General features: G+C 42.1%; 24 protein-coding genes. 12 read left to right on the plus strand and 12 right to left on the minus strand.

The window, feature by feature from the left end; all coding sequences use genetic code 11:
• Positions 1-45: 45 nt before the first annotated feature.
• Positions 46-456, plus strand: a complete 411-nt coding sequence (locus CXF80_RS18640; protein WP_101034387.1) for a hypothetical protein — start codon at positions 46-48, stop codon at positions 454-456.
• Positions 457-983: 527 nt separating this feature from the next.
• Entirely contained in the window at positions 984-2,789 is a 1,806-nt protein-coding gene (locus tag CXF80_RS18645; RefSeq protein WP_443019067.1) for an ABC transporter transmembrane domain-containing protein, read from the plus strand.
• 222 nt (positions 2,790-3,011) lie between these two features.
• Here CXF80_RS18645 and CXF80_RS18650 read toward each other — a convergent pair whose 3' ends face one another.
• Entirely contained in the window at positions 3,012-4,610 is a 1,599-nt protein-coding gene (locus tag CXF80_RS18650) for an AMP-binding protein (RefSeq protein ID WP_101034388.1), read from the minus strand.
• 496 nt (positions 4,611-5,106) lie between these two features.
• Between CXF80_RS18650 and CXF80_RS18655 the strand changes: the two genes are divergently transcribed.
• Positions 5,107-7,680, plus strand: coding sequence for a TonB-dependent receptor plug domain-containing protein (locus tag CXF80_RS18655; RefSeq protein ID WP_101034389.1), 2,574 nt, complete (start codon positions 5,107-5,109; stop codon positions 7,678-7,680).
• A gap of 82 nt (positions 7,681-7,762) precedes the next feature.
• On the opposite strand, the gene CXF80_RS18660 is transcribed toward CXF80_RS18655, so the two are convergent.
• Positions 7,763-8,293, minus strand: coding sequence for a thioredoxin family protein (locus CXF80_RS18660; protein ID WP_443019068.1), 531 nt, complete (start codon positions 8,291-8,293; stop codon positions 7,763-7,765).
• 138 nt (positions 8,294-8,431) lie between these two features.
• Between CXF80_RS18660 and CXF80_RS18665 the strand changes: the two genes are divergently transcribed.
• Positions 8,432-9,049, plus strand: coding sequence for a LysE family translocator (locus CXF80_RS18665; protein ID WP_101034391.1), 618 nt, complete (start codon positions 8,432-8,434; stop codon positions 9,047-9,049).
• Positions 9,050-9,274: 225 nt separating this feature from the next.
• On the opposite strand, the gene CXF80_RS18670 is transcribed toward CXF80_RS18665, so the two are convergent.
• From CXF80_RS18670 to CXF80_RS20710, 3 genes are all read right to left on the minus strand, one after another.
• On the minus strand, positions 9,275-9,601 hold the full coding sequence (locus tag CXF80_RS18670; RefSeq protein ID WP_101034392.1) for a DUF3144 domain-containing protein: 327 nt from the start codon (positions 9,599-9,601) through the stop codon (positions 9,275-9,277).
• Positions 9,602-9,693: 92 nt separating this feature from the next.
• Positions 9,694-10,014 (minus strand): hypothetical protein, encoded by a 321-nt coding sequence (locus tag CXF80_RS20705; protein WP_332871116.1) that lies wholly within the window; start codon positions 10,012-10,014, stop codon positions 9,694-9,696.
• A gap of 26 nt (positions 10,015-10,040) precedes the next feature.
• On the minus strand, positions 10,041-10,223 hold the full coding sequence (locus CXF80_RS20710; RefSeq protein WP_332871117.1) for a prepilin-type N-terminal cleavage/methylation domain-containing protein: 183 nt from the start codon (positions 10,221-10,223) through the stop codon (positions 10,041-10,043).
• Between the two features lie 87 nt (positions 10,224-10,310).
• Between CXF80_RS20710 and ung the strand changes: the two genes are divergently transcribed.
• Complete coding sequence (ung, locus tag CXF80_RS18680) at positions 10,311-10,970, plus strand: uracil-DNA glycosylase (protein WP_101034393.1); 660 nt, start codon at positions 10,311-10,313, stop codon at positions 10,968-10,970.
• 103 nt (positions 10,971-11,073) lie between these two features.
• On the opposite strand, the gene ispB is transcribed toward ung, so the two are convergent.
• A complete protein-coding gene (gene ispB / locus CXF80_RS18685; RefSeq protein WP_101034394.1) occupies positions 11,074-12,045 on the minus strand; it encodes an octaprenyl diphosphate synthase in 972 nt (323 codons plus the stop codon).
• A 404-nt stretch (positions 12,046-12,449) separates the two neighbouring features.
• Between ispB and rplU the strand changes: the two genes are divergently transcribed.
• From rplU to CXF80_RS18720, 7 genes are all read left to right on the plus strand, one after another.
• Positions 12,450-12,761: a 50S ribosomal protein L21 gene (rplU, locus tag CXF80_RS18690; protein WP_011638532.1), complete on the plus strand. Its 312-nt coding sequence runs from the start codon at positions 12,450-12,452 to the stop codon at positions 12,759-12,761.
• Between the two features lie 16 nt (positions 12,762-12,777).
• Entirely contained in the window at positions 12,778-13,032 is a 255-nt protein-coding gene (rpmA, locus tag CXF80_RS18695; protein WP_006080527.1) for a 50S ribosomal protein L27, read from the plus strand.
• A gap of 199 nt (positions 13,033-13,231) precedes the next feature.
• Positions 13,232-14,398 (plus strand): Obg family GTPase CgtA, encoded by a 1,167-nt coding sequence (gene cgtA, locus CXF80_RS18700; RefSeq protein WP_101034395.1) that lies wholly within the window; start codon positions 13,232-13,234, stop codon positions 14,396-14,398.
• 20 nt (positions 14,399-14,418) lie between these two features.
• Entirely contained in the window at positions 14,419-15,177 is a 759-nt protein-coding gene (locus CXF80_RS18705) for a threonine/serine exporter family protein (RefSeq protein ID WP_101034396.1), read from the plus strand.
• A complete protein-coding gene (locus CXF80_RS18710; protein WP_101034397.1) occupies positions 15,177-15,647 on the plus strand; it encodes a threonine/serine exporter family protein in 471 nt (156 codons plus the stop codon). Before CXF80_RS18705 ends, CXF80_RS18710 begins: the two co-directional genes overlap by 1 nt.
• Positions 15,648-15,666: 19 nt before the next feature.
• Complete coding sequence (folA, locus tag CXF80_RS18715) at positions 15,667-16,149, plus strand: type 3 dihydrofolate reductase (RefSeq protein ID WP_101034398.1); 483 nt, start codon at positions 15,667-15,669, stop codon at positions 16,147-16,149.
• Between the two features lie 95 nt (positions 16,150-16,244).
• On the plus strand, positions 16,245-16,631 hold the full coding sequence (locus tag CXF80_RS18720; RefSeq protein WP_101034399.1) for a DUF3718 domain-containing protein: 387 nt from the start codon (positions 16,245-16,247) through the stop codon (positions 16,629-16,631).
• A 326-nt stretch (positions 16,632-16,957) separates the two neighbouring features.
• Here CXF80_RS18720 and CXF80_RS18725 read toward each other — a convergent pair whose 3' ends face one another.
• From CXF80_RS18725 to surA, 6 genes are all read right to left on the minus strand, one after another.
• Entirely contained in the window at positions 16,958-18,979 is a 2,022-nt protein-coding gene (locus CXF80_RS18725; protein ID WP_101034400.1) for a methyl-accepting chemotaxis protein, read from the minus strand.
• A 156-nt stretch (positions 18,980-19,135) separates the two neighbouring features.
• Positions 19,136-19,954, minus strand: a complete 819-nt coding sequence (locus tag CXF80_RS18730) for a symmetrical bis(5'-nucleosyl)-tetraphosphatase (protein WP_101034401.1) — start codon at positions 19,952-19,954, stop codon at positions 19,136-19,138.
• A gap of 3 nt (positions 19,955-19,957) precedes the next feature.
• Positions 19,958-20,338, minus strand: coding sequence for a Co2+/Mg2+ efflux protein ApaG (gene apaG / locus CXF80_RS18735; protein WP_101034402.1), 381 nt, complete (start codon positions 20,336-20,338; stop codon positions 19,958-19,960).
• Between the two features lie 48 nt (positions 20,339-20,386).
• Positions 20,387-21,193 carry a 16S rRNA (adenine(1518)-N(6)/adenine(1519)-N(6))-dimethyltransferase RsmA gene (rsmA, locus tag CXF80_RS18740; protein ID WP_101034403.1) on the minus strand — a complete coding sequence of 269 codons (807 nt, stop codon included), beginning with the start codon at positions 21,191-21,193 and terminating at the stop codon, positions 20,387-20,389.
• Between the two features lie 9 nt (positions 21,194-21,202).
• The gene (gene pdxA, locus CXF80_RS18745; protein ID WP_101034404.1) at positions 21,203-22,186 is read right to left on the minus strand and encodes a 4-hydroxythreonine-4-phosphate dehydrogenase PdxA; all 984 of its coding nucleotides are present in this window, start codon (positions 22,184-22,186) and stop codon (positions 21,203-21,205) included.
• 9 nt (positions 22,187-22,195) lie between these two features.
• Complete coding sequence (gene surA, locus CXF80_RS18750; RefSeq protein ID WP_101034405.1) at positions 22,196-23,500, minus strand: peptidylprolyl isomerase SurA; 1,305 nt, start codon at positions 23,498-23,500, stop codon at positions 22,196-22,198.
• Positions 23,501-23,537: the final 37 nt, after the last annotated feature.

Raw genomic sequence — 23,537 nt, forward strand, 5'->3', positions numbered from 1 at the left:
AATATCAATATATTGCCGTAAAATAATGGTTTTCAAGGGATAATGATGAAAGGTGCTGGTGGAACATCTGGTGGAATGGGTCAGTTCTTTATTGGGTTAGTGATGATCTGTGGTGGCTTTTATATGTTGTTAAATGCTATCAAAGTAACCAGCTCATTTGGTTTTAGCAGCCATTTATATCAGCTGGGCGGCTTTGGACTTACCAGTGGCATGGTGATGATCCCCTTTATGTTTGGCGTGGGAATTATGTTTTATAACGCTAAAAATATTCTTGGGTGGTTGCTGACATTTGGTTCGTTAGTGGCGTTGATTTTTGGGGTGATAAGCTCGATTCATTTTCGTTTTTCTTACATGAGCGCGTTTGATTTAATCGTTATTTTGGTACTCAGCGTGGGTGGTTTAGGCTTGTTTTTACGCTCTTTGAAAGCGATTGAAAAGCGTTATCCTGAATCTTAATGGTGTTTTGTTACGGTTAACAGGTGCTCGTTTCAACATTTATAATAGGGCGATCTGCGGCTGATGTTGCTTGACGGTAACGTAAATAACATGCTGCGGTGCCTGCATCTACAATGATCTCCCCATGCCAATGTAGCCATGCTCTAGTAAACACACTGGGGCGTTTGTTTCAATCACCTCTGGCAGATTGATTAATATTGTTATCCCCTCAGCAGCAGTCCCATTGGGATAACCATACGCCAGTTTAATAATCTACATCATCAATATTAAGCATGGTTGGCGCCAGCCTTTCAACGCCTACAATAGCGGCGTTTGAATCGCTTAATGTTGCCGCAGATCGCATCGCCGAGTCGATGGCAAGTCAATGCAACACTGACAGTAGGACAAGGAGCGGTTTGATAACCGTTTATTATCCCAAGTTGAGGTCAGTTAGGCCGTGGTATAGATGCCTTGTTGTTAAGACATCTACAATATTGTGTTTTGTTGTTATTATCAATACATCTTGGTTTTATACGCTGGTTAATACTGTGACGAATTTAACGACTACTTCAACCTCGGCTACCTCTGCTGCTAACCCGCGCTTACGACACCCTGTTTTACCTTGGATTTTACAATTTCTGTCTCCTTATCGTATGAAGGTAGTGGCGGCGATTGTATTTCTGTTTATTGGATCGCTTGCATGGCTATCGCTTGGGCAAGGTGTTCGGTTAATGGTCGATGAAGGCTTTATTGCTGATAATGCTGGGCGCTTGAATGAAATTATGTTGTTTATAGTTGCTATTACCGCGATCAGTGGCACTGCGGTTTTCTGCCGGTTTTATATTATGACCTGGCTTGGCGAGCGGGTCAGTGCTGATATTCGGTTACAGGTATACAATCATTTATTATTGTTATCACCTGCTTTTTTTGCGACTCAGCGAACGGGTGAGGTGATTTCACGATTTACCGCAGACAGCACTTTGTTACAAAGCGTTGTCGGGTCCAGTTTATCTATGGCGCTGCGTTCAAGTGTGACTGTGGTTGGTGGCATCGTTATGATGGCTTTTACCAGTGTTAAATTGACGGCTTTAGTGTTGTTAGCGGTGCCTTTGGTATTAGGGCCAGTCAGTTTTTTTGGACGGAAAGTGAGAACCTTGTCGCGGAAAAGCCAAGATAGGGTCGGTGATCTTGGTGCGTATATCGATGAGACATTACATGAGATTCATACTGTTCAAGCGTATACCCACGAAGCTAAAGACCGCCAACTCTTTGCCGACCGAGTTGAGGCGGTAATGGATGTGGCTAAAGGCAGGATCAAATATCGCGCACTACTGATTTCAACTGTGATGTTTTTAAGCATTGTGGCGATAGCTTTTGTGACTTGGATTGGGGCACAAGATGTTATGTCTGGCAGTATCACCGGTGGTGAGCTGTCTGCGTTTATGTTTTATGCCGTTATGGTTGCAGGCTCGGTGGCGACCATCAGTGAAGTGTTTAGCGAGATCCAGCGCGCCTCTGGCGCAGCAGAGCGGTTAGTTGAGTTAGTTAATACCCCTATTGATATACCTGAGCAAGTTACACCGAATCAATTAGTCGTGCCTGTTAATGGTTTGCTTAATTTTGATAAGGTGAGCTTTGCTTACCCGTCTGATCTGGGACAAGACGTGATCCGCCAGTTGTCGATAACGATTGCTCCAGGTGAAAGAGTGGCGTTAGTAGGGCCTAGCGGAGCAGGGAAGAGCACCTTATTTGAATTAATGATGCGTTTTTATCAGCCTAAACAAGGGCGAATTTTATTAGATGGTATTGATATTTCGACTCTGACATTGGCTGACTTACGCCAACAGTATGCGCTTGTGCCGCAAGAGTCGGTGATTTTTGCCATGAATGTCCTCGACAATGTGCGTTATGGTCGCTTAGATGCCAGCGATGAAGAGGTGAAACAGGCCTGTATTGCCGCTAAAGCGGATGAGTTTATTAGCGAGTTTACTGAAGGCTATTGGACCTACTTAGGTGAACGTGGAGTCCGTTTGTCTGGCGGGCAAAAGCAACGTATTGCTATTGCAAGAGCTATTCTTGCTGACAGACCAATATTACTGCTTGATGAAGCGACGAGTGCGTTAGATGCCATAAGCGAAATCAAAGTAAAGCAGGCGCTTGATTCACTTATGGCCAAACGGACTACGGTGATTATTGCCCATCGTTTGGCGACCGTGATCAATGCAGACCGAATTTTTGTGATAGATAAAGGGCTATTCGTTGCCAGCGGCACCCACAACGAATTAATGGCGAGCAATGAGCTATATCGTGAATTTGCCAGTTTACAGTTATTGATGGATAACGAGTCGTCATAATCGTTATCGCTTTAAGGTATGAGCTTGTGTGGCGAATAAAAAAGATGCCTAGGCATCTTTTTTATTCAAATCGATTAACCGTGTTAAATGACGTTAATCACAGCTTGATAATCACAGTTAGATAATCGCACTTGATAACGACAGCTTGATGAGTGCTTATTATCCTGAGTTGAGGTGATTGACCTGACGTTTTACCAACATAACGCTCTATTTACTCGCTCTCTATTTACGGAGCTCCCGACGCAAAATTTTGCCAACTGCACTTTTCGGTAGTTGTTCTGTAAACTCAATAATTCGTGGCACTTTATATGCGGTCAGTTGGCTGCGACAATAATCTTTAATGACTTGTTTTGTCTCATCAATATTCGTCGATTGTTGTTTTAGAACAATCACGGCTTTTACTGCTTCACCAGAACGTTCATCTTCAACCCCCACCACGGCACATTCGAGCACTAACTCATGGGTTGATAGCACATCTTCGATTTCATTAGGATAAACGTTAAAGCCAGAGACAATAATCATATCCTTTTTCCGATCGACAATGGTGTGATAACCATCTTCACTCTCAACCCCAATATCGCCAGTCTTAAAAAAGCCGTCTTTGGTCATGACGTTAGCGGTTTCTTCTGGCTTATTCCAATACCCTAGCATCACTTGCGGGCCACGCACGGCAAGTTCGCCAGCTTGTCCGACCGCGACCTCATTATCATCTATATCCAGTACTCGAACTTCAGTCCCTAATACTGGTTTACCAATAGTACCAAGGCGTTGATATCCTGGGGCATTAATGCTGACTACCGGAGATGTTTCAGACAAACCATAGCCTTCTGAAATCATACAACCTGTGGTTTGCTGCCATAAATCAGCCGCTGCACTGGTTAATGCCGTACCACCCGAAATGGTTATTTTCATTTTACTGAAATCTAGGGCTTTAAATTCTGGTTGATGGCATAGACCGACAAATAAAGTGTTTAAGCCGGCAAACCCGGTAAATGGATAGGCTTTCATGGTATTGATTAGCCCAGCAATATCACGAGGGTTTGGAATTAATACTGAGCAACCACCAGACTCAAAATACAACACTAAATTAACCATAAAAGCATAGATATGATAAATCGGTAATGGTGCGACAAATACATCATGTCCTTCGGTCATGGTGCTGGCAATTCGTGACTTTACTTGGCCAGAATTGGCTAAAAGGTTGCCATGGTTGAGCATAGCGCCTTTGGACAAACCCGTTGTTCCACCTGTGTATTGCAATGCAATTAAGTCATCGTGGGTTGGTTTTACGGGGTGGTATTGATGTTGGGCTCCTTCCGCTAACACGGCGATAAAGGTGACTTTATCGAATAACGTATCTGGCTGTTGTTGTGGCTGAATAAGATCCATTGCGTGGGTTGAAATAACCAACTCTACTGCTGTTTTGCTGATGACGTTGGGTAAGGTTGGCAGTAAATCAGATAACACAACTAAGGCTTTTGCACCTGAGTCGTTAAATTGATGAATAAGTTCGCGCTCGGTGTACATTGGGTTGGTATTGACTAACACCATTCCCGCACGAATCGCGCCATAAGCTGCGATAACAAACTGAGTAATATTAGGCAGCTGGATTGCGACTCTGTCGCCCGGTTGCAACGAGGTGCAATGCTGTAAATAACTGGCAAAATGGCGAGAATTTCGTTCTATTTCAGCAAACGTAGTGCCTTTTCCAAGACAGGCATATGCCGTGTTATCTGCATACTTGTCGCAAGCTTTTTCGATTAAATCAACTATGGATGTGTATTGGTGTAAATCAAGTATTGAATCTGCATCATATGCCATACATACCACCTTAGATATTTTTGGTTATTATTTTTGGTTATTAGTAATAAGTATAAATCAAACGTCTGTTTAGATTATTTTATTAAGCTACACGGGTCAATATTAATTGGCAAAGATTGACTGAAATCGAATCGGAATTAGATGATTCACTTTAGATGTTTTTATTTAAAACTCTCGTTATAAAAAACATGGTTTTAAACGTAAAATTATGGTTACAGTTGAGTTTTATGGAGATTGTGTTGTAAAAGTTTACTTATTGAAAATAATTTTTTGTGTGATCTATGTCACTAAAAATCAACTGCTTAGGTTATGTTTTTGTTAACCTCTATTTAGCATGTGCTTATTTATCCAAAAAAGTGTTAGCAATTGTAATTTAATTGTTATAAAAATGTATTAGAAATAGGGAGTATTTCGATAGGGAGAGACATGTTTTTCACTCATTTTTGTGAAAAATATCGTCGACAAACAACAATAATAAGCAATTGAGAACATAATAATGATTCAATCAAAAAAATCTAAATTTGGTATCAGCTCTCTGAGCTTAGCCATTTCATTTGCACTTGCCGGAACGGTTATTAGCTCTCAAGCTTTTGCTGAAGATGAAGACATCGCAAAAAAAGACAATGTCGAAAAAATCGCAGTCGTAGGTTCTCGTGCGGCACCTCGTTCGATTGGTGATTCACCAGTTCCAATTGATATTATCAGCAGTGATGACCTGAAAAAAAATGGTTCGACTGACATGATCGATATGTTAGTGACATCAGTGCCTTCTTTTAACTCTCGAGCACAACCTATTAGTGATGCCGCGACGCTTGTTCGCCCGGTCAACTTACGTGGCCTCCCGTCTGACAGTACGCTTATTTTGGTCAACGGCAAACGCCGTCATCGTGCTTCCGTTATTGCTTTCCAAGGTGGTGGTATTAACGATGGTGCACAAGGCCCTGATATTTCTGTGATCCCTGGTGTGGCATTAAAGCAAGTTGAAGTATTACGTGACGGTGCTGCGGCGCAGTATGGATCGGATGCGATTGCGGGTGTGATGAACTTCGTATTAAAAGATGACTCTGAAGGCGGATCAATTACTGTTAGTCAGGGTGAATATTACGAAGGTGACGGCGCAGCAACCACCATTGACGGTAATATTGGTTTACCTTTGACGGATGATGGTTTTATTAACATCAGTGCACAATATAAAACCGCTGATGCGACTAGCCGCAGTGTACAACGCCCCGATGCTTTTGATATTGCTGAGGCGGGTAACACATCAATTCCAGACCCTGCGCAAACTTGGGGTAACCCAGAAATCGAAGATGATTTTACTGTATTCGTAAATTCAGGCTTTGATATCAATGATAAGACTCATTTATACGCTTTTGGTAACGTATCCTCACGCGAAGCAACAGGTGGTTTCTACTACCGTAATCCACATAATCGCGGTAATGTTTACTCGGTTGATGATGGTGAAACATTATTAGTCGGTGACGTTGGTTTAGCTGAGAATGGCGTAGCATCGTGTTCTTGGGTTGGTAATGTCTCTGCAAATGTGCCTAATGTGCTAGCGACTGATGATTATCAATCAATGGTTGCCGATCCGAACTGTTTCTCAATGAACCAAATTCGTCCTGGCGGGTATACGCCTCAATTCACTGGTAAAATTGAAGATATGTCTTTCTTTGCCGGTGTTAAAGGCGAGTTAGGCGAGTGGATGTATGATGCCAGTGCGGGTACCGGCAGCAATAAAGCCAGCTTTGGTTTAAAGAACTCACTAAACCCTTCTCTGGGCTTAGATACTCCCACTGACTTTGATACCGGGTCGTACGAGCAAGTAGAAACAACTGTTAACATAGACTTTAGCCGTTTCGTGACTATCGGTAGCTTAGAAGATATTAGCTTTGCTACTGGTTTTGAATGGCGTGAAGAATCATTTGAAATTGGTCAAGGTGATGAAGCCTCTTGGATTGCTGGTCCTTATGCTAGTCAACAATTCAATATTGGCTCTCACGGCTTTAAAGGTTTTGGTCCAGAGTCTGCGGGTAAAAATGACCGTAGCAATATTGGTGTTTATACCGACGTTGAAGCGCATGTCACCGATGATTTGTTGTTAGGTTTTGCACTGCGTTACGAAGATTTTTCTACTTTTGGTGACACACTAGACTATAAGTTAACCGCGCAGTATGTTGCCACCGATGAAATATCATTTCGTGCTTCACACAGTACCGGTTTTCGCGCACCAACTGTGGGTCAAGAAAACGTAGTGAACACCCAAACATCGATTGTTAACGGTGATTTGATTCAAACCTTTATTGCGCCGCCAACCAATCCTTTAGCCGCTTTCTATGGTGGTGAAGTGCTCAATCCAGAAGAGTCTGTAAGCTTTGCTGCAGGTTTTGTGTATCAATACGATAACTTGTTCTTAACCGTTGATTACTACAACATTGAAGTAACCGGTCGTATTGCGCAGTCAAGCCAAATTTCGGTTGAAGCCAGTGACTATGATGCATTACGCGCTGCTGGTGTTGAATTCCCTGAGTTGATCTCGGCGGTAACCTTCTACACTAATGACTTTGACACAACGACTCAAGGTGTAGATATTGTAGGTACTTATACTACAGAAATGCTGTCAGGTGATGCCAAATTTAGTTTAGCCTATGGTTGGACTGATACCATTGTTGATAAATTTGACCCTGAAACAACGGACGCGGGTAAGGTTCGTCGTTTAGAAGATGGTATTCCTGCACACCGGGCCACCCTTACTTGGGGCCAAAGCTGGGATGATTTAAGCATGTCAGTTCGTGGTAATGTCTTTGGTGAGTACTATGCAACCCATGCTGATGATACTTCTGATTGGGGGTCTGAAACGGCAGACGCTGCCGTGACTATCGACCTTGAAGTCAGCTATGCAGTACTTGATAACTTAACCGTATCAGTGGGTGCAAACAACATCTTCGATCAAGAAGCGCAGAAGCTAAAAGACGGCACTTTAGGTGCGTTAGGTGCGGTGTACTATGAAAGTGGTCCATTCGATTACAACGGTGGTTTCTACTATGGCCGTATAAACTATCGCTTCTAATTAATTGAAGTGGCAATGAGCGTTATTGGCTCAATGACAAAAAGACTGCTGTGGCAGTCTTTTTTTATTTTCATACTGCCACTTAAGCACCGTTCGGGTTGGCTAACGATAAAGCATGGTAAAGGTCGTCAATAATAAGTGCTTTAGGCAGCTCAATACCATTTGGATAGGCTGGGCCATAGACTTTATTATATGGGGTACCAGCAACGGCTTGCAGGCCCATATACTGCTCAATAACAGTATCAGCTCGGGTCCAGTTACCTTGCATTAAGATAATGTGCCGTTGGTTTAATGTATTGACCACTTGCTCGCGATGAAGCACATTGGCTTTATTGGTTTGGCAGGGCACACACCAGTCTGCCGTAATATCAACCAACACGATATTTCCTTGTGCCACATAGTCAGCAATTTTTTGCGGTTCAAGTGGCTGCCAATTCAATGTTTGGTAGGCTTGATAGTCTTCACCTTTATTAATAAAGCCAATAACACCTGCAAAACAGATCCCCATGAAAATGAGCATAACTATCACTAAGGTCGGGATCGGTTTGCCCTTTATTTTTGCCCAAATCAGTATGACTACGGCGCTGAACATAACCAAAAGTAATATCATCATTAATGTCGCCATAGGTTTCCTGTGTAAATGCTTTATCATCTCTTGGAGTTTCAGTACATTAGCATTGTCGGCTTAACTGGTTGTTAAAATGTATTTTGCACAAAGACTCATGATTGTTCATTATAAATAAGAGGTGTTATGACGTTAAGTACTTGGCTGGGACTCCTCGCTATTTGTTGTTTGGGAGCCATGTCTCCAGGACCTAGTTTAGCAATGGTAGTGAGGCATACGCTCAGTGGCGGAAGATTACATGGCGTTGTATGTGCTTGGGCGCATTCGATAGGGATTGGTGTGTATGCGTTAGTCACTTTACTAGGACTAGCGGCAGTATTAAAGGCATCCCCATTAATTTTTAATACCATAGCCATCATCGGGGCGATTTACTTAGCGTGGATGGGGATTAAGGCTCTAGGGTCTAAAGGCGGTATGCAGCAAAAATTGGCTGCGGGCAAACCTACAAGCCTGTGGATTGCTGCAAGAGATGGTATTGCTATTTCATTATTTAACCCGAAGATATTACTGTTCTTTTTAGCTTTGTTTAGTCAGTTTGTGTTAGCGGCTCAGACCGTTACCGGTCAAGGTTTGATTGTGTTTACGCCGTTAATTATTGATGGCTTGTGGTATACCATTATTGCATTCGTGTTATCACATTCAGCAGTATTACCTAGGTTACGTGAAAAGGCCAAGCTGATTGACAGGCTTTCTGGAATTGTATTGATCCTGCTTTCTATTAGGGTTATCTACACTCTGTTATAGCGCGTGCGTTTGAGGTGCTTAGACTAATAAATGAGATTGGCTGCAATAAAATGCAATGGTTAGAGTGAAAATTGAAAAGTGAATTGGGGCGATGGCGTGTGACGCTTATATTTGGCAACAGTTCGTGGTCAGTGATGAGCAAGGCGGTTATTAACAATAATCCCTAGCAGTAATCTGCTAAGGATTATTGTTACAACTAATCATCTGTGGTGCGTAGAACGAATATTAGCCGCCTTTAAACTGTTGCACACTATCATCGCCTTTTTGTTCTTGTTCAGGTGCAGCTACTGGAGGGTTAGCGATATGGTCTTCTAAGTTTTCTTTTAGCATGGCTTTAAATTCATCAGAAAACCAAGCTAATGCATGATCTTTTTCAGCGGCAAGATCAGCTGATTTAATTGAGGCTTCGAACGCATTAAAGCGTGCAGAAGCAAATCTCATTGCTGTACCGACTTTACCAATATCATTTTCTTGTTGGCTTAGTTGGTTGGCTAGGGCAATAAATTGGTCCGCTACTTGATACATTGTTAATTCTGTTTTGGCTTCAGACATTAGATCCACTTTGTTGGTAAGTTAATTTTCTACTGAGTGTAACGTCTTTAATTGAAAATATCAGGTAAAAAATTATCGATTGGGATCTGAATCTACCAACACTTGGCCGTTAACTGAATCATAATATATCGATATAAGCGGTAGTAAGTTGAAGTAATAACGGCATTGGTCTGGGTTGATATATTGAGATTGGTAATCAGATGTATCTTTATTAGCACCGCTCGATACGCTGGGTCCATCCTGCCACGGGGTAGGCCAGACTGAGAGGCCGTCATGAGTATTTTCAACCTTGGCGAAGCTTCGAAAGGTGGATGATTTTGTGCAGGGTAACCCCATTGGTTCATATCAAGTTCGCCATCGGTTCCGGCTTGACTGAAAATAGCTAGGTTATCTGCTGGGCCTGAATACCCCATGGCGGCCCATTTTATATAGGCCAAAGTTATTGCTGAAGAACATGCTCCGCCAGGGGTTTTACCGTTGTGATTTTAGCATTCTGGCCTAAATCGATGAACTTAGGTAAGGCAATAATCGCAATAATCCCAAGTATGATGATAACCACGACGAGTTCAATAAGGGTAAAACCAATCTCAGTTGTGCTTTTGTTATTATGTAATGGCATCATTTTAATTATAAGAGTGATTGATCTGTTAATCGTAAACTAAAGACTGAGCTCACTCATTTATCGCTTACTTATAAAGGAATACATTGGATGACGTCCCATTGGCAAGAGCTTTTTGAACAACAACAATTGCAGCCGTACTATCAACATTTACAACACTTTATCACCTCACAAAGGGACGGTAGCAAGGTTGTTTATCCACCGGATGATGAAGTATTCGCGGCTTTTGATTTAACACCGCTGTCAAAGGTTAAGGTGGTGATATTGGGGCAAGACCCTTACCACGGACCTAATCAAGCACATGGGTTGTCTTTTTCGGTCAAAAAAGGCATAAAACCGCCGCCATCATTAGCGAATATCTATAAAGAATTACGTAATGATATTGAAGGCTTTGTAATACCCGAACACGGCGATTTGACCCCATGGGCTAAGCAAGGAGTACTATTATTAAATACCGTGCTTACGGTAGAGCAGGGGTTAGCTCATTCACATGCTAAATCAGGCTGGGAGGTGTTTACTGATAATGTATTGAGTCGATTGAATCAGCAATCATCGCCCATTATATTTGTGTGTTGGGGAAATCATGCGATTAAAAAAGGTCGATTGATTACCGCGCCTCATCATGTGTTGCAGGGGCCACATCCATCGCCATTATCTGCTTACCGTGGTTTTTTTGGCTGCGGTCATTTTTCAAGCGTAAATAAAATATTAATTGAACAGGGTAACAAACCCATTAATTGGCAAGTTTGATAACAAAAAAGAAGGCGTGAATATGATATTCACACCTTCTTTTGTCAATACATCGTCATCAGAAAACCAATGTCATCGCGAGCTATTCAGTTTTTAGCTACTGCTAATTATTGCGATTAACCGACAAGTGAGCTAATGAAATTAATGCTTGTTTGTAGTCATTGTCAGGGAAAATACTCAGTGCATCAATGGCTTTTTGTGCTTCGACTTGAGCTTTTTCTTGAGTATAAGTCAAGGCTCCAGACTCATCTAATGCGACTAAAATTTCATCAATTACTTTGGTTCCATCGCTATGCTTAATAGCGTCTCTAATCAATTTTCTTGCTTGATCAGAGCCGTTTTCCATTGCGTAAATTAACGGTAATGTTGGTTTCCCTTCAGCAAGGTCATCGCCAATGTTTTTGCCTAGCTCGTCGGCGTTAGCCGTATAATCGAGTAAATCATCGGTTAATTGAAAAGCCGTGCCGAGGTATTTACCGTAGTCAGCCAATGCTTGCTCTTGTTCTGGACTAACCTTAGCTAATACGCCGGCTAATTGAGTTGCCGCTTCAAATAACTTTGCCGTTTTACAGTAAATAACACGCATGTAGTTTGCTTCGGTGGTATCTGGGTCATTACAGTTCATCAACTGTAAAACCTCACCTTCTGCGAGCACGTTAGTCGTATGGGCAAGGACTTTAAGCACTTTCATGTTGTCGATCTCGGTCATCATTTGAAATGAGCGAGTGTATAAAAAGTCACCTACTAGCACGCTCGCGCTATTACCAAATAAAGCATTGGCAGTTTCACGGCCCCGACGCAGCGTCGATTCATCAACAACATCGTCATGTAATAAAGACGCTGTATGAATAAATTCAATAATTGCCGCAAGCTTAAGGTGATGTTCGCCTTGGTAGTCAACAGTTCGGGCGGCTAATACTGATAATAACGGGCGTAAACGTTTACCACCGCCATTGATAATGTAAAAGCCTAATTGATTGATTAGGGCTACATCAGATTCAAGTTGTTTGTATATCAGCTGATTGACTGCTTGCATATCAGTGTCAGCCAGTTGACGAATGGCGTTTAAATCCATAATAGTCTCTGGTTGTTGGGCGACAGGCTTTGCACCCTTAATTAATCATATCGAATTAGAGCGCATATCTTACAGGATATCAGTGCTATTTTTCAAAGTATGTATTTCCACAATTGAGCCGACAGAATCCTGATTTTGCGATAGTTTGCTGGATTACTCTCAATTCACTTATAAAACGTAGATCTAAATGAACACAACCATGTTAACTAAATTTTAAAGATGACACATTAGCTATTAATGAATAGTGTGCAGTAATAAGGTCTTTTTTATTTGAGAGTGAATTATGACTTGCCTGATGATAATTCTTCGCGTAGAATCCGCGCCCATTGTCATTAAAAGTTTTTTAGCACCTAGTCTCGTCAATAATATGAGTTAGTGTGTTAGTCATTTGGAGTAAAATAGCCATGTACGCTGTTTTTCAAAGTGGCGGTAAGCAACATCGTGTTGCTGAAGGTCATACAGTTCGTTTAGAAAAATTAGAAGTTGCTACTGGTGAAACCGTAGAATTCGATCAAGTTTTATTGATCGCTGATGGTGAAACAGTGCATGTTGGTGCTCCTTTAGTTGCTGGCGGTAAAGTCGTAGCTGAAGTAGTTGGCCACGGTCGCGGCGAAAAGGTAACTATTATCAAGTTCCGTCGTCGTAAGCATCACGACAAGAAAATGGGCCACCGTCAGTGGTTCACTGAAGTTAAAATCACTGCGATTAGCGCATAATTTAGGAGTCTAACTCATGGCACATAAAAAAGCTGGCGGTTCTACTCGTAACGGCCGCGATTCAGAAAGTAAGCGTCTTGGTGTTAAGCGCTTTGGTGGTGAATCAGTTCTAGCTGGTAACATTATCGTTCGTCAACGTGGTACTAAATTCCACGCTGGTGTAAATGTAGGTATTGGTCGTGACCATACTTTGTTTGCATTAACAGACGGTAAAGTAAAGTTTGAAGTTAAAGGCGCTAATAACCGTAAGTTTATTAGCATCGAAGCTTAACTCTTTACAAGCTAGATCTCGAAAGCCCTGCCTATGGTGGGGCTTTTGTGTTTTTTATATCACTAAACTATTATAGATAGTTTGATGGTTTTGTTATATGCAGTAGGCGATATCGTGATGAATACTATCTTCAGCGCTTTCCTGCAAACCCCATTGATTTGGGGCTATAATTACAGATTATGTGGCGTCAGGAGTCAGTATGAAGTTTGTTGATGAATCGAATATTCGCGTAGAAGCCGGTGACGGTGGAAGCGGTTGCGTGAGTTTTAGACGCGAAAAGTATGTTCCCGATGGTGGCCCTGACGGTGGTGATGGTGGTGATGGCGGCAGTGTATATCTGCAAGCTAACGAAAACCTCAATACACTGATTGATTACCGCTTTACTCGTTTTCATATGGCTGAACGTGGCACAAATGGCCGTGGTCGTGATTGTACTGGCCATGGTGGTAAAGATTTGGTTCTTCAAGTACCTGTCGGTACTCGTGCTATTGATCAAGACACTGGTGAGTCTCTGGGCGATTTAACTGCTAATGGGCAAAAGTTACTTGTGGCTAAGGGTGGTTTTCATGGTTTAGGTAATACTCGTTTTAAGACCAGTACTAACCGTGCCCCGCGTCAAAAGAGCTTAGGTACCCCAGGTGAAGTCCGTTCATTGAAGCTCGAGCTTTTATTGCTTGCTGATGTGGGTTTGTTAGGCATGCCAAATGCCGGTAAATCAACCTTTATCCGCTCGGTATCACGTGCGACGCCTAAAGTCGCTGACTACCCGTTTACCACTTTGGTACCCAACCTTGGAGTGGTTAATCCGCGTCCAGGTCAAAGCTTTGTTATTGCCGATATCCCAGGTCTAATTGAAGGTGCTGCTGAAGGTGCTGGCTTAGGTATTCGTTTCTTAAAGCATCTTGAACGTTGCCGTATGTTGTTACATATAATCGATATCGAACCCATTGATGGTACCGATCCAGTGTATTCTGCTCGTGCCATTGTAGGTGAGCTTGAAAAATATTCTCCAAAGCTAGCAGCAAAACCGCGTTGGTTAGTGTTTAACAAAATAGATTTGATACCTGAAGATGAACTTCAGCAAAAGATTGATCAAATCGTTAATGAATTAGATTGGCAGGGTGATGTGTACATCATGTCAGCGTTCAACAGAACTGGCACTGAAGAGTTAAGCATTAAAGTGCTTGATTATATTAGAAGTTTACCGGCCATTGTTGAAGAAATAATCCCTGATGCAGACGTCGAATTCAAATGGGATAATTATCATAGTGGTGAAGAAGAAATTACCAATGAAGATTATGATGATGACTTTGATGATGATTTTGATGATGATGATTATGATGTAGAAGTCATCTACCAACGCTAAATTGCTCATTTGAGGATTTCGTGTACGAAGATAGCCAAAATGAAATTACCCGCCTTGTAGTGCGCTGTGCGCAACTACTGTTGGCCTATGGTGCTGAGTCTGATCTTGTTGAAGAGATTAGCCAGCGCCTTGGTAAAGCGCTAGGTCTTGCTAGCATTGAGTTATCGATTTCATCTAATGCATTAGTATTAACTAGCTTAGTACAAGGACGATGCGTTACCACGACCCGTCGTATTCGTGCTCATGGCATTAATATGATGGTGATTTGTGAACTTCAACGCATCTGTATACTGACAGAAAAAGGTATTTATGGTGCTAATGAAGTTCGTAGACGCCTCGCTCATATCACTCCTAAATCGTACCCCGCTATTGCTGTAATTCCTATGATTGGTTTGTCATGTGCAAGCTTCTGTCATTTATTTGATGGTGATCTGATGGCGTGCCTAATCACATTTTTTGCCTCATCGACGGGAATGATGGTGCGGTTATTTCTTGCCTCGCGACATTTCAATTTATTAGTTAACTTCTCCCTGACCGCGTTTGTGATCACTGGCATTGCCCAAATTGGCTACATTTCCTCTATTACCGAAACGCCTCAAGCGGCAATGGCGGCAAGCGTGTTAATGCTTGTCCCAGGATTTCCACTGATTAATGCCATTTCTGATATGGTTAAAGGCCACATGAATGTGGGTATTTCTCGTTGGGGCCATGCGACCTTGTTAACCTTAGCATCGGTTATTGGTATTACCATTGCAATGCAACTGGGGGGCATTTTTTAATGTTATCCTTGCTGAGTTTACTGTTACATGATGCTTTTTTTTCGGCGATACCCGCGGTCGGTTTTGCGATGGTGTTTAATGTCCCTAAACGCTATTTAATCTACTGCGCCATAGCGGGTGCCATAGGTCATAGTTCAAGAACTTTTTTATTAAATTTTTCAATGCCAATTGAATGGGCGACCTTTGTTGCAGCTGCGATTGTTGGCCTGATCACCATTCAGTTCGCTAAACGTCACCTTGCGCCACCATTGATGTACGCCGTGGCGGCTATTATTCCTATGGTGCCAGGTACCTACGCATTCAATACTGTCATCGCATTAATTCAATTAACGGCACAAAGCCAAGTCAGTCCAGAGCTCAGTGCTCAGGTCATCGTAAACGGGTTGAAAACGGTGTTTATTCTAGGTGCGCTTGCTGTTGGGTTAGCGTTACCTAGCTTACTTTACTATCGCAACAGACCGATTATTTAACGACAAGGATTTTGATATAATGCGTATCGCGATGATAGCTGCTATGGCTAACAATCGAGTCATTGGTAAAGACAATAAAATGCCTTGGCATTTACCCGAAGATTTACGCCACTTTAAGGCCATGACGCTATCTAAACCCGTGGTGATGGGCCGCAAAACATTCGAGTCAATCGGACGGCCATTACCTGGACGGCATAATATTGTGATTAGCCGTGATAGCCAGCTGAGTTTTGAGGGTGTGTCCTGCGTGACAAGTTTTGATGAGGCTATTACCATTGCTGGTGATTGTGATGAAATCGTGGTGATTGGCGGCGGTCAGCTTTACCAACAAATATTACCTAAAGCCGACGTTCTTTATCTTACTTTTATTGATGTCGATGTAGATGGTGACACCGTCTTTCCTGATTGGGATGATGGTTCTTGGGTTTTACAGAACTCAGAAAATGCAACAAACGACAAAGGATTGCAATATAGTTTTAACACTTTACACAAAAAGTGTTAAATTAGCAGTGTTTAACCCTGAAATTGGATGAACTGGCTATTTACACAATAAGCTAAGTTCATTGCTATATAACTATAATTAGAAAGGAGTGTCAGATGCGTCTATTGCCTGTGGCTATTGCAGCCCTGATTGCAGCATCTTCTGTGTCAGCCCCTGTTATCGCCGATACAGATCAATTAGTTGCAAATATTTGTAATTATGTACAATCAGACGATAAAAACCGTTTACGTAAAAAAATGAAAGAGAACCGTGTTAAATTACGTAATGTTTACTCAAGCATTTCTTGTGATGGCAGCAGTTTATTGCGTACTGCCTACAAATCGAATGCTGATGATACCGGTGAATATATTGCGAAGCGGATGCCAACATCTGATCTTGCTGCACCTGAAGCTGATGGTAAAACCATTTTAGATTGGGCTGCAGAAAATGGCCATAGTGCAAGTGCCATTAGTGCTGCGATCAAGGAACGTATAGGCGGTTAAGCCGCCCCGTTGATGGATTCTGATGATGCATCATCAGTCATCGAATGAGTACGATAATATAAAAAAATGCCGACATTATTTGTCGGCATTTTTTATTCTACGGCAAGCATTTATCAGCACAATATACGTACATCGTAATAGGTATTAGATTATATTATGTATTTAGATCGCATTATGTATTTAGATCATATTATCTGTTTAGATCATATTATCTGTTTAGATCATATTATATGTGTAGATTATATCGTGTGCTTCACGACGTTATTCTACTAAACAAAAAAGGCCTTGTAGGCCTTTTTTGTTGTCGTGCAATACTATGATTGCTTTTACACTTTAAACTCGCGTACAGAGGCTTGTAGCTCTTCAGCAAGCACAGCAACTTGGTGACTCGATTGTGCTGTTTGGTCTGCTCCCGTCGATGTCTCTTCAGAAATCGCAGCAATGTGCTCGAGTTTTTCTGAGACTTGTTGGCTAACAATATTTTGCTCTTGTGCCGCTTGAGCAATATGGTTACCTGAATCGTAGGCTTTGTGAACAGACTTACTGATAGTTTCTAAGGCAATATTAGATTGCTCGTTCTTTTCAACACAGCTGTTAGCTTGGCCTCGACTCTGTTCCATTACTGCCACAGCTTCTTGAGTGCCGACTTGCAACACTTCAATCATTTGTTGAATTTCACTGGTTGAATGCTGGGTACGCGACGCCAAGTTACGCACTTCATCAGCAACAACAGCAAAACCTCGCCCTTGTTCGCCAGCCCTAGCGGCCTCAATAGCGGCGTTCAGGGCAAGTAAGTTCGTTTGGTCAGCAATACCACGAATGACATCTAAAATCGAACCAATAGAAGCACTATCGGAATGCACTTTGTTGATGACAATACCGGCTTTAGCGACTTCTTCAGCAAGCGCGAGAATGGTGTTTTTGCTTTCTTCTGCAAGCACACGCATGTGCTGAGCTTCCTGGTCGGCTTGTTTTATTTCATTGAGAGCTTGGTCTGCACTCATTGACACTTGTTGTGCACTTGAGCTCAGCTCTGTGGTTGCCGCCGCGACTTGATCAACTTGGCTTTTTTGCTCTTGAATACCAATGGTTGTCTGCGAGGTAATTGCAGAGGTTTCTTCAGCCGCAGCCGCTAATTGGTTTGAGCGATCAACAATTCCAACAATAAGACTGCGGAGACTGTCGACTAACCTGTTGCAGTTTTTGGCTAATTCTGCGAATTCATCGTGTCCCGTGTCATCCAATTTATGGGTTAAATCACCTGATGCCAGAACATTCAGGGCTTTATTGACTTTTTCTAACGAGCGGGTTAATGGTTTTACCACTGCAATACTGACAATAATGGCGACAATGATGGCGATTAATACCACTAATAAGGTTTTAATGGTTGCTGAATCGATAATTTCAATGGCTGCGTTACTGATCTCCATGGCAAAGTTATCGATTGATTTAGCGAGCACTGTCATTCTTTTATTGACTGTTTTTGCTGCACTTTGAGTGTTAGTAAGCATTTTAGCGGCAGTAAAATCATGATTTAGTTGCTTTTGTTTCAATGCCTGAATCGAATCTGCTCCATTCAGTAATTTAAGCACTTTCGCTGATTCAGTGGTGAGATCTTCTAAGGTTGAATTATTTACAATACCGTTACCTTGACGATTAATGTAGTCAAGTTTAGCCTTAGCTTCACTGGTTAAGTAATCCAACTCTTTGATGATAAGGTCATATTTGCTTTGTTCAGTAGCGGCCACAAGGTCATAAATAGTGGTGATCATATTGATAAAAGTACTGTCAATGGCGCTTGCTGTGGCAGCGAGGCTTTTCTCGGTATCGTTTTCACTGGTTTCAAGGTCAATGATATCCAGTAATATCGATGATGCATCGTCAGCGGAGTTTTCGAAATTGCTGCGTAGACTGAGTAATTGCTCTTGTTGACTTAGCGCTCTTTCACGCTCTGCGAGCATGGTTACGGCACTTTTTTCATAATCGCGGTAGCTTTTAGTGAGACCTATCAGAGGTGTTGTCAGTTGTGACTGGGATTTAACTAAGGTGTTTAGACGAGTCAGATCGGATTCAAATGTGTTATCTAAGTCGGTTAGCTTTTTTTCTATCGCTGGAATTTTCGATGAATGAGTACTGTAATAAGCAAATAGTGCTTCAATTTGCTGGGTGCTTAGGTTCTCACTTAAAATACTCGTGGTTTCAAGTGCAGGTAAACTGATAGTTTTAAGAATCGTCGTGCCATCTTTAATACTATTGTTACTCAGCATGTTCACACCACCGAGGACCATCAGTAACAGCGTCACCACAGTAAAACCGCCAATGACTCTGGTCGCTACATTTATTTTCATACAGTACTCCGGCTATTATTATTATTTGATGCTGATTTTTATCTTGTAAGTGCGATCGTATATTAGAATATCGAATTTATTAAAGGGTGGTTGTATCGATGGTAATGTAATAAACGCTACAGTTAACTATCGGCTAAATGCTACTTTAGTTTAACGTTAAATTAACTTTTTTTGAGTGATTTTTTCATTTTTTTCAAGATGCCATAAGGTTAAGTGTTCTCCCCAGCAGCAGCCAGTATCTAATGCGAGAATGCGCGCATTATTAGTCTGGCCCATTAAAGCAGCCCAATGACCGAAGACTAGGGTGTATTGTGGTACTGTTTTTGATGGGAGTTCAAACCATGGACGTAATTGGGCTGAGTGTTGTTCGCTTGGCGGTGATTTACACTTAAAATCAAGATGACCATCGAGGTGCAAAAATCTCATCCGAGTTAATGCATTAATACAGTAACGTAATCTGTCGATACCGGTTAATGTGGGCGACCACTGTTCTGCATCGTTGGTATACATTTGGGCAATTAATGCCGTTAAATAATCGTCTTGCTGCAATGCTAAGCTAACTTGCTTTGCTTCACGTTTAAGGGTTGCTATATCCCACTGAGGAGGCACGCCGGCATGGGTCATGATGATATTATGTTCGGGCAAGGTTCTGACTAACGGTTGTTGGCGGATCCAATTAACCAAACCATCAATATCGGGTGCATTGAGTAACGCTTCAAGATGATCTTGTGGATTAGCTCGCTTTAATTTTCCGTGCAGAGCCAATAGATGTAAATCATGATTACCGAGCACCACTTTAGCAGAATCTTGTAATGACTGGAAAAAACGCAGAGTGTCTAACGATTCAGTCCCTCTGGCAATAAGATCGCCCACTGCCCAAAGTTGATCTTTGGATGGATTAAACGCTACTTTTTGGAGTAATAGTTGTAATTCGGAATTACAGCCCTGAACATCGCCAACAAAATAATGGGCCATGAGTTATTGAAGTATCCCTGGGACAGCAAGGCGAAAAGGTGGGATTGTCGCTAAAAAACGCTCTCCTTTATGATCTTCCATACCATAAAATCCTTGCATAAAGCCCACTGGCGTCTCCATCACTGTACCACTGGTATATTGGTAAGCAGTATTAGGCGCAATAGTGGGTGTTTCTCCGACTACACCAGGGCCTTTTACTTCATTCTGTTTGCCGTCAGCATTGGTGATAATCCAATGACGGTCTTTAAGGGTCACTTTGTTATCACCTAGATTGATGATGGTAATGGTATAGCTAAAAAGATATTTATTATCAGCGACATCTGATTGTTGCTCTAAATATTGGGTGTCGATTTTAATTTTAATAGGCGATTTAACTTGGCTCATATTACATCCTAAAGCGAAAGGGCATGCTCTTTATGCATACCCTTATGATTAATCTTTTTTGTCACACAGCATATTAGCCATTGCCACATATTGCGGGACACTAATTTGCTCTGGACGCAAACTCGAATCAACTTGCAGTGTTACAAAGTCTTCGTCTGACAGTAATGTTTTCAAATTATTACGCAACGTCTTTCGACGCATATTAAATGCTGTCGTGACTAAGTGCCTTAATACGTGGACATCTTTACACGGCCAAGGTTTGACTTCAAAAGGCAATAATCTAATCACTGCAGAGTCAACTTTGGGCGCCGGGGTAAAGCTTTCCGGTGGCACTTCTAATACGGGTACCACTTGGCAATAATATTGTGCCATTACGGTTAAACGGCCGTAAGCTTTAGTGCCTGGGCTCGCCGATAAGCGCAGGACCACTTCTTTTTGCAACATAAAATGCATGGTTTCTATTTGTTCAGCAAACTCAAACAAATGAAACATAAGTGGTGTTGAAATATTGTAAGGCAGATTGCCAAACACTTTCATTTTTTTGCCAGCTTGTTGCAACTGACCAAAATCAAACTGTAACGCATCACCTTGGTGAATGGTTAGCTTGTCTTTAAGTATTGGATGATATTGTAAGCGTTTAACTAAGTCGCGATCTAATTCAACCACGGTTAGGTTATCAATCATATCTGCAACAGGCTCAGTTAAGGCGCCTAGGCCTGGTCCAATTTCAACCATAACATGATTATTATCTGGAGCAATAGCGCCTACGATACTGCTAATCACGCCTTGGTCGGTTAAGAAGTTCTGTCCAAAACGCTTTCTGGCCGTGTGGCCTAAATGTACTTTATTACTCATTAAAATGGGTTACTTACTTTTTGAGGCCAATTCGATGGCTTTGTTTAATGCACAGGTAAAACTGCCGCAATCTGCTTTACCACTTCCAGCCAACTCGAGCGCGGTGCCATGATCGACTGAGGTGCGAACATAAGGTAAACCTAAGGTGATATTGACCGACTTACCAAATCCTAATGATTTAAGCACAGGTAATCCTTGGTCATGATACATGGCCAATACGACGTCAGCTTGTTCAAGATACTTAGGTTGAAATAAGGTATCTGCTGGCAACGGGCCAACAATATCCATGCCTTGTTCTCGTAACTCATTGAGCGCCGGTATGATGGTATCAATTTCTTCACGACCTAAGTGACCGTCTTCTCCTGCATGTGGATTGAGCCCACAGACATAAATTTTAGGTGAGCCTAAACCAAATTTGCTGACTAATTCGCGGTGCAAAATAGTAATAATATGATGCAATCGGTCGCGAGTAATCGCTTTTGCAACGTAGGCCAGTGGAATGTGAGTGGTCATTAGCGCCACTTGTAGACCAGGCGCGGCCAACATCATCACCACATCAGCACAGTTGGCTTGCAGTGCAAAATACTCAGTATGACCACTAAACGGGATACCCGCTTGGTTAATAATCCCTTTATGTACGGGACCGGTTACGACGGCGTCGAATTCATTCGACATATTTTTTTCACCGGCATAACGCAAGGTTTCTACTACATAGGCACTGTTTGCTTCATTTAACACACCACACTTAGCCTCTTCGGCTAATGTAAAAGGAGCAATGGTTAATGTTCCTGCCGTTTGTGGTTTCGGTGGCTGCGATGGTTGATAAGGCCTGAGTTGTAAAGGCAGTCCAAGCATTTTAGCTCGTGTGATGAGTAAATTGGGATCGGCACAGACAACTAGCTCAACAGGCCAGGCCTGTTGAGCTAGTTTGATGACTAAGTCGGGACCAATACTTGCTGGTTCACCTGGGGTGATGGCAATACGTTTAGTCATTAATTTTGCTTAGCCTCGTTTGCTTGCTGGCTCAACGATTTCGATATACGCTTCAGAACGCATTTCGTCTAACCAGGTTTGTAACTCTTCATTAAACTTACGACGGAAGATCAATTGATGAGCACGGTTGCTGTTAAATTGCTCTGTTGCATCGGTTGTACGACGCGATTCAAGTTGAACAATATGCCAGCCGTGCGTTGAACGGAATGGCTCACTGAATTGACCTTCTTGAAGACTCGAAAGGGTTTGAGAGAACTCTTGCACATACATGCTTGGGTCTGCCCAACCTAATTCGCCACCTTTAGCAGCAGAACCAGGATCTTCTGAATACTGACTGGCTAATTTAGCAAAATCAGCGTCACCAGAACGAACTTGAGTTAAAAAGTTGGCCAACATTGCTTTAGCACGATCTTCCGATAGGATTGGCGATGGCTTGAGTAGAATGTGGCGTGATTTTACTTCCTCAACTTCTTGGGTTTGCAAACCACGAGTGTCTACTACTTTAATAATATGAAAGCCGGAACCCGATTTAATCGGACCAATAATGTCGCCTTTTTTTGCGGTATTAATCACTTCAGCAAACAAGGTCGGCATTTCGTTAATGTTCATAAAGTCCCATATGCCGCCTTCTAATGCTTTAGGACCTGATGAAGACGCGATAGCTGTGCTACGGAAATCCTCTCCACCATTTAAACGTTTAAGCACGATATCTGCACGACTGCTAGCACTTTCGAGTTGTTCACTGCTTGGGCTACTTGGCACTTCAATCAGAATGTGACCAATTTGGAACTCAACATCTTTTAAGCCTTGTTCTTGAATTAATTTAACTAAGCCGCTAATTTCTTGTGGCGACACTTGAATACGGCGTTGCACTTGGATGCGCTGAATTTCACCTAGGGTGACTTCTTGACGTAACTGTTCGCGATATTGGCTAAAGCTGGTGCCTTCACTTTCAATCGATTGTTGCATTTGTGCAACGGTCATTTTTTGTTCTTTAGCGATATTGGCAATGGTTTGGTCTAATTGCAAATCACCAATTTGTAAGCCGATACGTTCAGCCATTTGCATTTGCAAATGGGTTAAAATAAGGCGTTCAATAACTTGAGTGCGTAAAGCATCATCAGAGGGTAATGTTTGTTTCGCTGCTTTAGCATTGGCTTTAACAGTCGTAACCATGTTGGTTATTTCACTTTCAAGAATGATACCATCATTAATTTGTACTGATACGCGATCTAATGGCATTGGTGCTGCAACACTGGTATGGCTCACAGCCAGTGCTAGTAATGCAAAAATTAATTTTTTACTGTGTTTCATCCACAAAATCCTTGGCACATTCGATTCAATATAAACT

The organism is Shewanella sp. Actino-trap-3, from assembly GCF_002836275.1.
Taxonomy (GTDB): domain Bacteria; phylum Pseudomonadota; class Gammaproteobacteria; order Enterobacterales; family Shewanellaceae; genus Shewanella; species Shewanella psychromarinicola.